Genomic DNA, 13,705 nt, shown 5'->3' with positions numbered 1-13,705 from the left:
TCAAGTTTTGTATTTCTTAATTATACAAAAATGTACCATACAGAGAGAGACTTTTTTAGTGTCTACTCTATAGGGTACATTTTAAAGCGGTCGGGGCCTTTTCAGCAAAAGGAATCCCTGGTCCTTCTTTCAATACCGTAAAAGGGATAACATTCACTGGCACAAAGGAAATATATAAGTTGAATTAAATATTTTCTTACAATCCTCTTTTATCGAAAATTTTCATCATTCAAATTGCCTTATGAAAGCAATTTGAATGATGATTTTGCTACTGAATTTGAAATTGTAAAAAATAAGTTCAACTTATATAGATGAAATAATTTCTTATTATGAAAAACAAAGGATTCCTTTTCGATTTGGAATAACTCCTGCTCACTCAACCCCTGAGTTATTTTATTATTTAGCTAAAAAAGTGTTTTATCAAACAGACTTTCATACAACTTTATATGGAAGTCCACGTGTAATTGATACGACTGATTCTAATGAGATTATTATTCGAGATTTAGGGGAAGATGAATTTCATCTCTTTGGAGATATTTATGTAAAAAGCTTTGGCATGCCTGCTTTCACTATAGATGATGTTAGCCAAAATAATATGGAGCGAGCTGGAATGAACATTGCTTATACAAAGGCGATTTGGACAAAGATGCTATAATATTTTCATCCCCTTCAAATATATGAAGGGGATTTTTTTATTTCCTTTTTTAATTCAAAGGTAAACGATAAATGTTACCAGCCACTTCATTATAAAACGAATATATATCACTAATCCCCATTGTTCCAATTTAAAGTCATGGCCAAATGTTTCCGGATTATTACCTGATAAACTAGCAATCTTTATTACAAATTCTTTAATATAGGAAATAATTTGCGTAGCTTTTAAATGATAAATAGTGTCTGTGTAGTAAAGGAACGAAATAAGCATTAGTGGACATTAGAACGGTTAAAAATCACACTCTTTGAGACATAAGCAACTACCAGTTACCTTTTGTAAATTCCCCCCAATATGCTTTCTATTCACAAAAGATAACTTATAGTGTAATATTACACTATAAGTTAAATTGAACACTAATCCATAGGAGTGATGTTATTTGAATAAAGAAACTGTAATTGATTTGATTTCTAAGAATGTTCGTCTGATTCGTCTTGAAAAAGTATATTCTCAAGAAAAAATGGCTACTGTTCTAGGAATTTCGAAAAAGACACTGGTTCAAGTTGAAAAAGAAAGAACATTAATTAGTTGGACGAATGCTGTCGCAGTTTGTGCCTTATTTAAGGATAGTCAAATCTTAAAACACATTTTAGGAGAAGAACCTTTTGAAGTAATCGAAACACTGGCCCACGATGGTATGAATACGCCAAAAGTAAAAACATTAGGCGGAAAAATGTTTTGGAATGAGATTGCGAAAAAAGGAAAATTTCGAGTACAACAAAATGTGATTAGTCAACATTTTCGTATTTTAGATGATAGTGATTATAGGTGGTATAGCACGTTTGAAGAGGAAGATGTTATAAATCGTTTTCACGAATTAACTAACGAGTAATTAAATTTTAGAAGAGAAATTACAATGAAGTAGAAATAAAAGGAGATGAAATATGAAAAGAACAAAAATAACATATAGCATAATGTTTAGTTTATTACTATTAACATCATGTGATATATCGAACAAAGAAATTGAACAAAAAGCACAAAATTATACAAAATCGGAGTATGGTATTTCTGTTAAACTAAATCAAGTTGAAACATATGGGACCGGAAAGATTTTATCTTTACCTTGTCCAAAAGAGCGAACAGCTTATGTGCAGCAAGTAGATGAACCACATTTGCAATTCCAACTATATTTCGATGGACAAATCTCTCCAAAAGTAAATAATGATAACTATAAAATAAAAAAAGAAGCGTATGATTTACAAGAAAAATTTAATACATATTATGAAAAAAAAGGGAATAATACTATATTTACGTTCCATCAAATGCAGACGGGGGATACTGTTTTTAACAAGAAGACTGAGAAAGAAATAGCACAGAAAAATTTGAAGCATTATGTTACGGCAGTTTTTAGAAGTAATATCTTTTTAGATGTAAACAATCCTGCACATATGGAAAATTTAGCGGAGGTTGCAAGAAGTATTCAAGAATTTAACAAAACAATTGAAAATAATAAGGTTAGTGTGGACGATATAACAATTCAGCTGCCAAATGCTAATAAGAGTTTATTACAAAATATTATAGTAGATTATGTAGTAACAGCTGAAGAAGCAAAAAAGGCTCTTGAGAAAAGAGGTGATTATATGAAAGCTTTACAGCTTACAAAGTGAAAAACAATCTAGTCAATAGACAAAAACACTCCTCGTGAATCAAATGAAACGAGGAGTATTTTTTGTACATTTCTTCTATTTAATTGGCTTTTCTAGCACATATAAGTCTTCTTCTAAATTTGTAAGTTTATCTGCGACAAGCTTTGTAGCATCACCTATTGCTTGGTTATATATATGCGGCCCTAGTTCTTTTATCATTTCTTCAATTAAGCGCTCTGCTTGAAATCGGCCAATTTCTCCTAGATCTTCTTCTTCAAAAAATTGTTGAATATGTTCTACAAGTGTTTCTTTTTTCTCATTTGGTAATTTCATAAACATCATATTATAAAGCTCCTTTTTTATTTGATAAAATATGGCGTAGTGTTTCCATTGAAAAACGCGTTCCAGGGCAAGTTTTTGTTACACCATTTAATTCACGATGACCGAGAACATGCTCACTATTTAAAGAAAATTGATGCATGAACTGTTTACATAGCCAATGCAAAGAAATCATTTGTAGTGGTGTTGGATCATAGTCGTCAAAATTTCCAGATATACAAATCCCAATACTATTCGTATTATAACCTTTCACATGAGCTCCTATATGCAGTCCTCTTCCTTCGTAAATGGTGCCATTTTCTTCAATAAAATAATTATATCCTATTCCGCTCCACCCTCGACTATTTTGATGAAATTCATGTGTTTTATACACGTCCCAGCCATCTTCGGCTGTGTGATGAATGATAAGATGTGTAACAACTTGTAATGGCTGCAGCGGATCACGAAAAGATACATGCGCTTTCTGAATGTGCATAGTCTCACCCTTTACAAATGAATGATAATTGCCGTTTTATCATCTGGATGAATAAGCTGTTTCGCTTCTAATTCTTCTATTATTTTTATGTATTTCTTAATACCATGTTCCCACACAAATTGTGCACTTGTTTCTAGCGTCCAATCGAGATGAAACAAACCATCTGAACAAATCAATAGATTGGTAATTTCTTGTCGTAACAATTTTCCTTGCTGAATAAAAGATATTGCTTCATTCATCCCATTTGCAACAGAATATCCGTTTAAAGTATTTGCCATGTAACGATTGTAGCGTAATTGTTCTTTTTTATCAGTAAATATTACTTCATCTGGAACAAAAAGTCCCTTTTTACGTTCTTTCTCACGTTTTTGTTTTGCCCGTTTACTAATGCCTTTCACTGTGTCTTTCGTAAGCACTTTTACGGATCCATCAATACATTTAGCAACAATCACACAATCTCCAAGCTGCGCATATTCTATTGTTTTATCTGTAATATGAATAGCAGCAATACAAGTGCACCATAGTTGCTCCTTTTTTGTCGTATCAATATGATAGAATTGCATTTTTTCTTGCAGTAACTGATTAGCTGTAGCAACTTCAGTTTGTAATGAATCCACATTGAAAAGCGATTCAAAGTGTCGCTGAAACAGGTGGGAAGCCAAGTATGCTCCGTTATGCCCATTCTCATCTTGAAAATCAATTAGCGGCGTCGCTCCGTCACACACACCATATAGCTGTAAAGCTTCATTACAAATTAGTGCATCTTCGCATTCTTGTTTGAATGGACTTTTTTGTTGAAAAACCTGAATCTTCATATCCCTCTCCCCTTTCTAAAAATCGCTTTCATTTTTCAAACTAATCTAATTTACCGAAATAAACTGTTTTTCCGCAAATCTTACAATCTCATATATAATTTTGAATTATTATCAATTTGTATATAGCATCTTTAGTGAAGGACGGGAAAGATATGTATCGATTACTCGGAGTGATTTTAGGGTCTTTAATTGTAGGACTTTCTTTTAATCTTTTCCTTATCCCCCACAAGATTTTAAGCAGTGGGATTAGTGGAATCGCAATTATCATTGGAATCTTAACTCCCTTTAATACCGGATTAGTGAACTTTTTACTAAACTTACCAATTCTTATTTTAGGGTATATTGGTCTCGGAAAACGATTTATTGGTTATACAATCGTATCTGTTATTACACTTTCGGCAGCATTATACGCTATTCCTGTACATGCAGTGGCAACCGATGCGCTACTTTCTTCGTTATTTGGTGGTGTAATTGCCGGGGCAGGTATTGGACTTGTTTTCAACTGCTATGGTTCAACAGGCGGGTTTGATGTTATCGGTATGTTACTTTCACGTAAAAAAGATATTCAGCTTGGCGGATTCTTAATCGCACTTAATACTATTGTAATCATTATTTCTGGATTTTTCTTCGATTGGGATACTGCCTTAAACAGCTTATTATCTATTTTTGTTACAGGAAAAGTAATTGATGCGGTTCACACAAAACATCGAAAAATTACTCTAATGATTGTAACAAGTCACGCAGAAAAAATGAAAGAAAAACTTCTTTCCAGTCTTGTGCGCGGGATTACCTTACTCGACGGAGAAGGTGCATACTCAAATGAGAAAAAACACGTATTAATGACCGTAATTTCTCGAGAAGAACTAGCTGGAATGAAATCTATAATTTCTGAAGTTGATCCGCAAGCATTCGTGAACATTACAGAAACAGTGGAAGTATTAGGATTATTTAGAAGAGGATAAAAAACGAGGTGGCACTATAACCACCTCGTTTTTTTACTATTTTCACGTTCCATAAATTCAATTCGATTCCCAAATGGATCTAATACATAAAATCTCGTAACATCAGGACGGGCTGTATCGACTGTAACTGCAACTCCTTTTTGCATTAAATTTTCTTGAAAATCTTTAATATGCTGTCATAAAACGCTGGATGAGCTTTTTTTGCAGGAGAAAAATCTTTCTCTACCCCAATGTGAATCTCTTGACTCCCATAAATAAACCAACACCCGCCTCGCTTTCTTAATTCTGCAGGCTTTGGAATTTCTTCTAATCCAAGTATATTTTCATAAAATGCATGTGCTTTTGCTTCACACCCACTGGTGCTGCAAATTGTACGTGATCAATCCCTTGAATCTTAAACGTCATCACAATCCCCTCCTCTTTACTATCATTATTATATCAGAGATGACTTTAACTATAACTTTCATACAAATTATGAAGATGTATAAGAAAAACGAAAAAACTTCTCGTATTTTCAACAGAGAAATAAAACTTACAATTCAAAAATATTTAATGAGAAATTGACTATTTATCCATATCACGTCTATACTCTTAGAGGATATAACATAAGTAGCTTTATTTATTTTAAAATCTTAATACATATATACATATATATATTTGGAGGAATTATCAATGCGAAGGAAAAGATTTTCGTCTTTCAAAAAACATACAAATCCAAAAAGACGTGCTACTTTTACAAAAAATAAAATGAAGGTGAAAGAAAATTTCACATTAACAAAACAACAATTAGATTCTCTGCTTAAAGACACAGTAGATGCTATCGTTGTCCTTGATTTAGAGCTTCGTGTAATGAAAGTAAACAAGGCCTTTGAAACTCTTTTCGGCTGGACCGAACAAGAAATACATGGAAAAATAATACCTACTATCCCAGATTTCTCAAAAGATAAATACAACAAACTATATCAAGATCTTGCACATAATAAACTATTTACGTCAAAAGAAACACTTAGACAACAAAAAAATGGAAGTTTAATACATGTCACTAATTTTATCTCCCCTATTGTAAATACAAACGGAGAAGTAGTAGCGTTTGTAAGTAGCTTAAGAGATATTACCGAACGAAAAAAAATGGAACTTGCATTAAAAGAAAGTGAAAAACGCTTACGAACTCTTATAAATGCGATGCCAGCGTTTATTCTTTTGAAAGATGAAGAAGGAAGATGGCTTGAAGCTAACGATTATGCAATTTCTAGTTTGAATTTTGAAAATGTACCGTATCGCGGTAAAAAAGATAGTGAGCTCATCCAATATAATGAGTCTTATCGTAATTCCTTCTTATACTGTGAAAAGTCCGATCAATATACATGGCAAAACAAAGAAAGCATGTGTCGTGAGGAAATTATTATTCACGCTGACTCTACACCTATCATACTTAACATTATAAAAGTTCCACTTTTTCATCCTGATGGATCGCGAAAAGGGATTGTCATTATGGGACAAGATATTACAAATTTAAAGAAAACAGAAGAATTATTAAAAAAATCCGAAAAGCTCGCAGTTGTTGGACAGCTAACTGCTGGTATTGCCCATGAAATACGAAACCCCTTAACTTCTTTAAAAGGATTTTTAAAATTACTAGAACCTGATATGAATAAAAATAACAAACGGTATATTGATATCATGTTAAGCGAAATCGCTCAAATGGAATCGATTACGAATCAATTTATGGCAATGTCTAAACCACAAGCCATGTCTATAAAATCCTATCAAATTCAAACATTAATTGAGGAAGTGGTAACATTCATTTCACCAACAGCAATGATGCATGGTACACATATCACCATGAATCACACATTCTCTTTACCAAAAATTCAATGTGATGGAAATCAGCTAAAACAAGTATTCATTAACATAATAAAAAACGCAATAGAAGCAATGCCTCACGGAGGGACTGTTTCCATTCAAACAATGAAAATTGAAAATCAGTCTATAGTAATCAGCATTAGCGATGAAGGCTGTGGAATTCCACAAGATCGTATTTCACATTTAGGCGAACCTTTCTATAGTTTGAAGGAAAAAGGAACTGGATTAGGTTTAATGATGTGTTATAAAATCATTGAAGAGCATAATGGAAAATTACAAATTACAAGTGACGTAAACAAAGGAACAACTGTAGATATTCGGTTACCTATATTCCCGGAAACGAAATGAAAAAGAAGAACAAACAGAAAATTCACTTTCCTGTTTGCTCTTCTTTATATAAACAATGCTTCACTAACTTTCGATAATTGGAATCTGCTTTACTTGATCATAATTAGCGCATCTTTACGAAAGCACAAACACGATTGTAGCTTTGCATAACACATGAAACAAAACAATTCCATAACCAGAAAATAATGTTCACAGCCATACTAGTTATACTACCAATTAATGCGCTTCCTACAATATCAGATGGATAATGCTGCCCGCTCCAAATACGAGAAAATCCTGTTAAAAATGCTAATAGCCACATAAGCCATCCCAACAAATGATTATAAAAAAGAAATTATGTATTAAAATAAGAGATATGAAATAACTAGAAAGAAAAGAGCTAATTCCCCATTCCGTCAAAACGAAACTTTAAATTAGCTCCTTTTTCTCATATATTTACTTGTTTACGCACCGTTTCGCGTGCCAGTAAGAAACTCATAATGACCTGTGCTGCAACACGACTTGTCATATCACGAAAATCAAGAGTTGGATCAATTTCCACAATATCCATACCTGCTACAAGTGGTTCTTGCCCAAGCACTGCCATTGCATCCAGTAATGTCGTACTATCCATACCACCTGGTCCGATTGCTGGACATCCCGGCGCAAACGCTTGATCTAATACATCCATATCAACAGAAACGTATATAGATGTAACCCCTTGGCGACGCAATAATTCTATACTTTCGATAATAATATCTTTTATATGGCGCTCTCTAACATGTTGCATCGTATATACCGTTACGCCATGTTCTTTTGCATATTCATGATACGTATGAGCATTAGAAAAGTTTCGAATCCCAATTTGCACCAGTTGCTTTCCGGTAATGACATCATTCTCTAGTAAACTACGAAACGGTGTCCCGTTTGACGGTCCTCCGTCTTCTAGGTTACGTAAATCATGATGAGCATCAAATTGAATAATTCCAACTTTTCCTTTGCTACTTGCAAACCCACTTATACTCGGAAAACTAATCGAGTGATCTCCCCCAAGAACAATCGGTACCATCTGTGGATTCGATTTTGTAAGACTTTCTAGCGTTTTCGCAATGCGAACATGACTTTCTTTTATATCCGTAACATGCATGGTAATATCTCCGCAATCATAGAGGACACTTTCTTTCATATCATGCTCTTCTGTAATAGCATACGTACTATACGCATCTAACATTGCTCGAATTGTTTTTGGGGCAAAGCATGCACCTGAGTGACTAATTGAAGGCTTTGAAAGCGGAGCACCTATTAATGCCCCGCCGAATATTTCTTCGCCCTCATCCCAGTTCTTAATGATATCGCTCCATTTCGTTACTTCTCGATCAATAAACTTTGCATTTTTCTTTAAATAGTGGCTTTGCTCCACGCTTTTTCACCTCGTGTATACGCAATATTCCCTTGTTTCCATACTGTATTTACATGGCTAACACCATAATGGTACGGTACATACGCATAATTGTATGCATCCCACAATACGATATCGGCCTTACGTCCAACGCGGATTTTCCCAGCAACATCCCCGCGATTAATTGCATACGCTGAGTTTACTGTTACTGCGTTCCAAACCTCTTCTGGTGTCATTTTCAGTTTTAACATCGCAACGCTCATAATCAATTGAATATTTTCAGTCGGGCAGCTGCCAGGATTAAAATCAGTCGCTAAAGCTACCGCTACACCATCATCAATCATTTTACGCCCTCTAGCAAAACTTTCTTTATTTAAATAGAATGTTGTTCCCGGAAGTAATACAGCAACTGTATCCGAATTTGCTAGCATTTCAATTCCTTTATCAGATGCGCCGACTAAATGGTCAGCTGATGCTGCACCAATTTCTGCAGCCGCTTCTGCACCGCCAAGCGGATCAATTTCATCTGCATGAATCTTTACATCAAAACCAAGTTCTTTCGCTTTACGTAAAAATTCTTTTGATTCTTCAACAGAGAATACTCCTGTTTCACAGAAAATATCAACAAACTCTGCTAATTGCTTTTCTTTAATTTCTGGTAATAAATCGAGCATCCACTGTAAAAATTCTTTCGCTTTTCCTTTATACTCTTTTGGCACTGCATGAGCTCCTAAAAATGTTGACACAACATCAATTGGATGCTGCTTCTGAACCTCTGCTGCCGCTTCTAATTGTTTCCACTCGGTTACATCATCTAATCCATAACCACTCTTCGCTTCCATTGTTGTTACACCAAAAGATAACATGCGATCTAAGTGGAATTTTGCTTTTTCAACAAGTTCTTCTTTCGTCGCTTCTTTTGTAGCATTTACAGTGGAAAGAATGCCGCCGCCTTGTTCTAAAATTTCTAAGTACGGAACGCCTTGTAATTTGAGAGCAATTTCATTTTCACGAGAACCACCAAATACAAGATGTGTATGCGGATCGACAAGACCTGGTGAAACCAGTTTCCCTTTACAATCCACAACTTCTTTCGCCTGTAATCCCTTCGCTTCCTCCATTGTTCCTACGAATGCGATTACACCATTTGCAATACCTACCGCACCGTTTTCAATGACAGGAAGCGTATTCATCGCTTCCCGTCGTAATAATCCATCTTCTTGATCCATTGTTAATAATTGTCCAATATTGGTTAGTAAAATGTCTAACATCGTTTTCCCTCCTTACTTCATCATTGGAATGTTAACGCCTTTTTCTTTTGCTGTTTGCACCGCAAGATCATATCCAGCATCAACGTGACGAACAACACCCATTCCAGGGTCAGAAGTTAAGACGCGTTCAATTCGTTTTGCCGCTGCTTCAGTTCCATCTGCAACAATAACCATTCCAGCATGAAGAGAATATCCCATACCAACACCGCCGCCGTGGTGAACTGACACCCAGCTCGCGCCGTTTACACTGTTAATTAACGCATTTAAAATTGGCCAGTCAGCTACCGCATCACTACCATCTTTCATTGCTTCTGTTTCACGGTTTGGTGAAGCAACAGATCCACAGTCTAAATGATCACGACCGATAACAATCGGTGCAGATAATTCACCTTTTGCTACCATTTCGTTAATAATACGACCAAATTTAGCACGCTCTCCATATCCTAACCAACAAATACGGGATGGAAGTCCTTGGAATTCAACTTGATCACGTGCCATACGAATCCAATTGCATAAATGCTCATTATCAGCAAATTCACGTAAAATCACTTCATCTGTTTTATAAATATCCTCTGGATCACCAGAAAGTGCTACCCAGCGGAAAGGTCCTTTTCCTTCACAGAATAACGGACGAATAAACGCCGGAACGAATCCTGGGAAATCGAATGCATTTTTTAAGCCTTCGTCGTATGCAACTTGGCGAATATTGTTTCCATAATCAAATGTAATCGCACCGTTCTTTTGCATAGCAAGCATTGCTTTCACATGCTTTTTCATGCTTTCTTTTGATAATTGAACATAGCGCTCTGGATCTTCCTTACGAAGTACTGCTGCTTCTTCTAATGAATATCCAACTGGAATATAACCATTTAACGGATCATGTGCAGATGTTTGGTCTGTTACTAAGTCTGGTGTAATGCCGCGTTTTACAAGCTCTGGTAGAATTTCAGCAGCATTACCTAATAGTCCAATTGAAATCGGTTCTTTCTTTTCTTTATACTCTTTCGCAACCGCTAATGCTTCTTCAAGAGATTCTGTATACATATCACAGTATCTTTTTTCAATGCGGCGATCGATGCTGCGCTTATCAACGTCGATTGCAATGACAACCCCGCCGTTCATTGTAACAGCAAGCGGCTGCGCTCCGCCCATTCCGCCAAGGCCAGCAGTAATTGTTAATGTTCCTTTTAATGAACCACCAAAATGCCTGCGTGCTGCTTCGCCAAATGTTTCGTATGTTCCTTGTAAAATCCCTTGCGTACCAATATAAATCCAGCTACCTGCTGTCATTTGTCCGTACATCATTAAGCCTTTTTGATCAAGCTCACGGAAATGCTCCCAATTTGCCCATTTTGGCACTAAGTTTGAGTTTGCTAGAAGAACGCGCGGTGCATCTTCATGGGATTTGAAAATTGCCACTGGTTTTCCAGATTGAACTAATAACGTTTCATCGCTCTCTAAATTTTTAAGAGATTCTACAATTGCATGATAGCTATCCCAATTACGAGCAGCACGGCCGATACCACCATATACAACAAGCTCTTCTGGCTTTTCTGCTACTTCAGGATCAAGATTATTCATAAGCATACGAAGTGCTGCTTCTTGTACCCAACCTTTTGCATGTAATTCAGTACCTCTTGGCGCGCGAATTGTTTGTTTTACGTTTTCCATTGTAATCTCTCCCTTATTATAGTGTTGTATTTGCATTTAAACGGTCCATTGTCCAATTCGTTGTTTTTAACCAATGAGCCGTATTTTCAATATCTGTTGAAAAGATACGATCGTTTGTAATAGATGGTACGATTTGACGAACTTGATGATAAAACGCTCTTGTTTGCGTACTCATTTGCTCAACACCGCGGTACTCAGCTGCTTGCATCGCACAAATCGTTTCAATTGCTAATACGCGGCGTACATTTTGAATAATTTGATGTGCATGACGCGACGCAATTGTTCCCATACTTACGTGATCCTCTTGATTTGCTGATGATGGAATAGAATCTACGCTCGCTGGATGAGCTAACGTTTTATTTTCTGAAACAAGTGCTGCCGCTGCATATTGCATAATCATCGCACCAGATTGAAGACCTGGTTCTGGACTTAAAAACGGCGGTAAGTCGTTTAACTGCGGATTGACAAGTCTCTCAATTCGGCGTTCAGATATATTCGCAAGTTCTGCCATTCCTACCTTTAAGAAGTCCATCGCAAATGCAATTGGCTGCCCATGGAAATTACCGCCAGAAATTACTTTTTGACCGCCGTCAAAAATAAGTGGATTGTCTGTTGCAGCATTCATTTCAATTTCTAATTTTTCTTTCACATAATTCAACACTTGCCATGATGCTCCGTGCACTTGCGGGATGCAACGAAGTGAATACGCATCCTGCACACGTAGTTCCCCTTGTTTCGTAACAAGTTTGCTGTCATGAAGCACATTACGAATACGATTGGCAACTTCTACTTGCTCTTTATATCCACGCGCAAGATGAACATCTTCATCAAATGCATCAATAATGCCTCGCAGACCTTCAATTGTCATTGAAGCAATTAGTTCCGCTTGATAAGCAATTGCTTCAGCTTCTAAATAGGCAATAATACCTTGAGCTGTCATTGCTTGTGTTCCATTAATAAGCGCCAAACCTTCTTTTGCTTCTAATGTAATCGGTTCTAATCCTTCTTTTGTTAGAGCAACCATCGTATGGACACGCTCTCCTTTATAAAACACTTCTCCTTCTCCTAATAAAGCAAGTGCAAGATGCGAAAGCGGTGCTAAATCTCCGCTTGCTCCGAGCGAACCTTGCTGCGGAACGACAGGATGAATTTGACGATTTACAAGCTCTAAAAGCATATTTACAACAAGTGGTCTAACACCAGAAATCCCCTTCAGCATTGTGTTCGCACGCAGCACAAGCATAGCGCGTGACACTTCTTCAGAGAAAGGTTCACCAACACCACATGCATGAGATTGAATTAAGTTATGTTGAAGCGCTTTTACATCTTCTTTTTGAATTAGTACATCGCTAAATTTTCCAAACCCTGTTGTAATGCCGTAAACAACTTTACCTTCTTCAACAATTTGTTCTACTGCTTGCCTGCACTCTGTAACTTTTTGCATACTATTTGGACAAGCAGTGACCTGTTCTCCTTCAAACAGAATTTGTTTCATTTCTTGTAGTGTTAATGAATGTCCAGTTAATGTAATCATGATTTTCCTCCTTTAAACAGCACAAGGGGGCCTTACCTTTTTAAGACAGACGAATGTCCTAAAAAGTAGTAAGGCCCCCTCTTAACTAATTAACTATGGGCAGTTTATTATATGTGATTAATACCTAATCCAATCGCCTCATGCTCTGATCCTTTCACAGGCGCACCTATCGTACCATATAGCGCAACAGCAACCCATTCGCCTTCTTTCTCACCGTCGTATGGTGTACCGCGCACAATCGCAAATCGAAGCCCTACTGTACGAAGAACGTCTGCTAACTGAATTTGACCTCTCGTTACTCCGTACAACGCTTCCATAATTGCATGGTAAAGCGCATGTGTTTCTCTGTAAACATCTGTTTCAATAACATGGTTACTACGTGCAGCTGTTTCCATTGCAGCAACAACTTTTTGCGAATTCATTGAACCGACTTTGCCCGTACAATATTTCCATCCTTTTGGAATAGATAAAATGGGACTCTCGTGTCCCTCCGCAAGTGCAAGCAGCATCGCCATGCGACCAATTCGTTGTGTTCCATGAAGAAGCATGTGACTCTCTCTTTTCTTTTGAATAGTTTAAATATTTCTTAATTTAAGAATATATGAAAACGCTTAAATCGTCAATGGTTAAATTATAATGATTTAGATAAATCGAAATTAAAAAACGACATCAAACCATTCTTCTTAGGTGGGCGAGTGCATCTGGCCATGCATAGAAGCGGTCAGGTCCTTTTTCTGCCACGGGCGAAGTT

General features: G+C 36.4%; 14 protein-coding genes and 1 pseudogene. 5 read left to right on the top strand and 10 right to left on the bottom strand.

What is annotated here, in order from left to right:
- Positions 1–412: 412 nt before the first annotated feature.
- From Q9306_RS14090 to Q9306_RS14080, 3 genes are all read left to right on the top strand, one after another.
- The gene (locus Q9306_RS14090; RefSeq protein WP_306199439.1) at positions 413–655 is read left to right on the top strand and encodes a hypothetical protein; all 243 of its coding nucleotides are present in this window, start codon (positions 413–415) and stop codon (positions 653–655) included.
- Positions 656–1,091: 436 nt separating this feature from the next.
- Positions 1,092–1,544: a helix-turn-helix transcriptional regulator gene (locus tag Q9306_RS14085; protein ID WP_306199437.1), complete on the top strand. Its 453-nt coding sequence runs from the start codon at positions 1,092–1,094 to the stop codon at positions 1,542–1,544.
- Between the two features lie 52 nt (positions 1,545–1,596).
- Positions 1,597–2,319, top strand: a complete 723-nt coding sequence (locus Q9306_RS14080) for a hypothetical protein (protein ID WP_306199435.1) — start codon at positions 1,597–1,599, stop codon at positions 2,317–2,319.
- 75 nt (positions 2,320–2,394) lie between these two features.
- Here Q9306_RS14080 and Q9306_RS14075 read toward each other — a convergent pair whose 3' ends face one another.
- The 3 genes from Q9306_RS14075 to Q9306_RS14065 are packed head-to-tail and all read right to left on the bottom strand — an operon-like array spanning position 2,395 to position 3,927.
- On the bottom strand, positions 2,395–2,640 hold the full coding sequence (locus tag Q9306_RS14075) for a DUF2164 domain-containing protein (protein WP_098918146.1): 246 nt from the start codon (positions 2,638–2,640) through the stop codon (positions 2,395–2,397).
- Position 2,641: 1 nt separating this feature from the next.
- Complete coding sequence (locus tag Q9306_RS14070; protein WP_306199432.1) at positions 2,642–3,112, bottom strand: peptidoglycan recognition protein family protein; 471 nt, start codon at positions 3,110–3,112, stop codon at positions 2,642–2,644.
- An 11-nt stretch (positions 3,113–3,123) separates the two neighbouring features.
- Complete coding sequence (locus tag Q9306_RS14065; RefSeq protein ID WP_306199431.1) at positions 3,124–3,927, bottom strand: protein phosphatase 2C domain-containing protein; 804 nt, start codon at positions 3,925–3,927, stop codon at positions 3,124–3,126.
- A gap of 152 nt (positions 3,928–4,079) precedes the next feature.
- Between Q9306_RS14065 and Q9306_RS14060 the strand changes: the two genes are divergently transcribed.
- On the top strand, positions 4,080–4,889 hold the full coding sequence (locus Q9306_RS14060; RefSeq protein ID WP_371932386.1) for a YitT family protein: 810 nt from the start codon (positions 4,080–4,082) through the stop codon (positions 4,887–4,889).
- A 14-nt stretch (positions 4,890–4,903) separates the two neighbouring features.
- Here Q9306_RS14060 and Q9306_RS14055 read toward each other — a convergent pair.
- Positions 4,904–5,294, bottom strand: a pseudogene (locus tag Q9306_RS14055) (VOC family protein).
- 267 nt (positions 5,295–5,561) lie between these two features.
- Between Q9306_RS14055 and Q9306_RS14050 the strand changes: the two are divergent.
- Entirely contained in the window at positions 5,562–7,100 is a 1,539-nt protein-coding gene (locus Q9306_RS14050) for a PAS domain-containing sensor histidine kinase (protein WP_306199428.1), read from the top strand.
- A 103-nt stretch (positions 7,101–7,203) separates the two neighbouring features.
- Here Q9306_RS14050 and Q9306_RS14045 read toward each other — a convergent pair whose 3' ends face one another.
- The 6 genes from Q9306_RS14045 to hutP form a co-directional block, all read right to left on the bottom strand.
- Positions 7,204–7,401: a phosphatase PAP2 family protein gene (locus tag Q9306_RS14045; protein ID WP_371932385.1), complete on the bottom strand. Its 198-nt coding sequence runs from the start codon at positions 7,399–7,401 to the stop codon at positions 7,204–7,206.
- A 126-nt stretch (positions 7,402–7,527) separates the two neighbouring features.
- Positions 7,528–8,499: a formimidoylglutamase gene (hutG, locus tag Q9306_RS14040; RefSeq protein ID WP_306199424.1), complete on the bottom strand. Its 972-nt coding sequence runs from the start codon at positions 8,497–8,499 to the stop codon at positions 7,528–7,530.
- Complete coding sequence (gene hutI, locus Q9306_RS14035; protein WP_306199423.1) at positions 8,478–9,749, bottom strand: imidazolonepropionase; 1,272 nt, start codon at positions 9,747–9,749, stop codon at positions 8,478–8,480. Before hutI ends, hutG begins: the two co-directional genes overlap by 22 nt.
- 12 nt (positions 9,750–9,761) lie before the next feature.
- The gene (gene hutU / locus Q9306_RS14030; protein ID WP_306199421.1) at positions 9,762–11,420 is read right to left on the bottom strand and encodes a urocanate hydratase; all 1,659 of its coding nucleotides are present in this window, start codon (positions 11,418–11,420) and stop codon (positions 9,762–9,764) included.
- A gap of 16 nt (positions 11,421–11,436) precedes the next feature.
- Positions 11,437–12,954: a histidine ammonia-lyase gene (gene hutH, locus Q9306_RS14025; protein WP_306199419.1), complete on the bottom strand. Its 1,518-nt coding sequence runs from the start codon at positions 12,952–12,954 to the stop codon at positions 11,437–11,439.
- 107 nt (positions 12,955–13,061) lie between these two features.
- Positions 13,062–13,502, bottom strand: coding sequence for a histidine utilization transcription antiterminator HutP (hutP, locus tag Q9306_RS14020; protein WP_306199417.1), 441 nt, complete (start codon positions 13,500–13,502; stop codon positions 13,062–13,064).
- Positions 13,503–13,705 lie beyond the last annotated feature (203 nt).

It is taken from the genome of Bacillus multifaciens (assembly GCF_030756675.1).
GTDB classification, from domain to species: Bacteria; Bacillota; Bacilli; order Bacillales; family Bacillaceae_G; genus Bacillus_A; species Bacillus_A multifaciens.
The sequence above is the reverse complement of the archived record's forward strand: the minus strand, read 5'-3'. Positions and strand labels throughout refer to the sequence as shown.

Coding starts and splice junctions, on each gene's coding strand:
- Q9306_RS14080 (WP_306199435.1), top strand. CDS start 1,597: ATGAAAAGAACAAAAATAACATATAGCATAATGTTTAGTTTATTACTA.
- Q9306_RS14060 (WP_371932386.1), top strand. CDS start 4,080: ATGTATCGATTACTCGGAGTGATTTTAGGGTCTTTAATTGTAGGACTT.
- hutP (WP_306199417.1), bottom strand. CDS start 13,502: ATGCTTCTTCATGGAACACAACGAATTGGTCGCATGGCGATGCTGCTT.
- Q9306_RS14050 (WP_306199428.1), top strand. CDS start 5,562: ATGCGAAGGAAAAGATTTTCGTCTTTCAAAAAACATACAAATCCAAAA.
- Q9306_RS14045 (WP_371932385.1), bottom strand. CDS start 7,401: ATGTGGCTATTAGCATTTTTAACAGGATTTTCTCGTATTTGGAGCGGG.
- Q9306_RS14075 (WP_098918146.1), bottom strand. CDS start 2,640: ATGATGTTTATGAAATTACCAAATGAGAAAAAAGAAACACTTGTAGAA.
- hutH (WP_306199419.1), bottom strand. CDS start 12,954: ATGATTACATTAACTGGACATTCATTAACACTACAAGAAATGAAACAA.
- Q9306_RS14070 (WP_306199432.1), bottom strand. CDS start 3,112: ATGCACATTCAGAAAGCGCATGTATCTTTTCGTGATCCGCTGCAGCCA.
- hutU (WP_306199421.1), bottom strand. CDS start 11,420: ATGGAAAACGTAAAACAAACAATTCGCGCGCCAAGAGGTACTGAATTA.
- hutI (WP_306199423.1), bottom strand. CDS start 9,749: ATGTTAGACATTTTACTAACCAATATTGGACAATTATTAACAATGGAT.
- Q9306_RS14065 (WP_306199431.1), bottom strand. CDS start 3,927: ATGAAGATTCAGGTTTTTCAACAAAAAAGTCCATTCAAACAAGAATGC.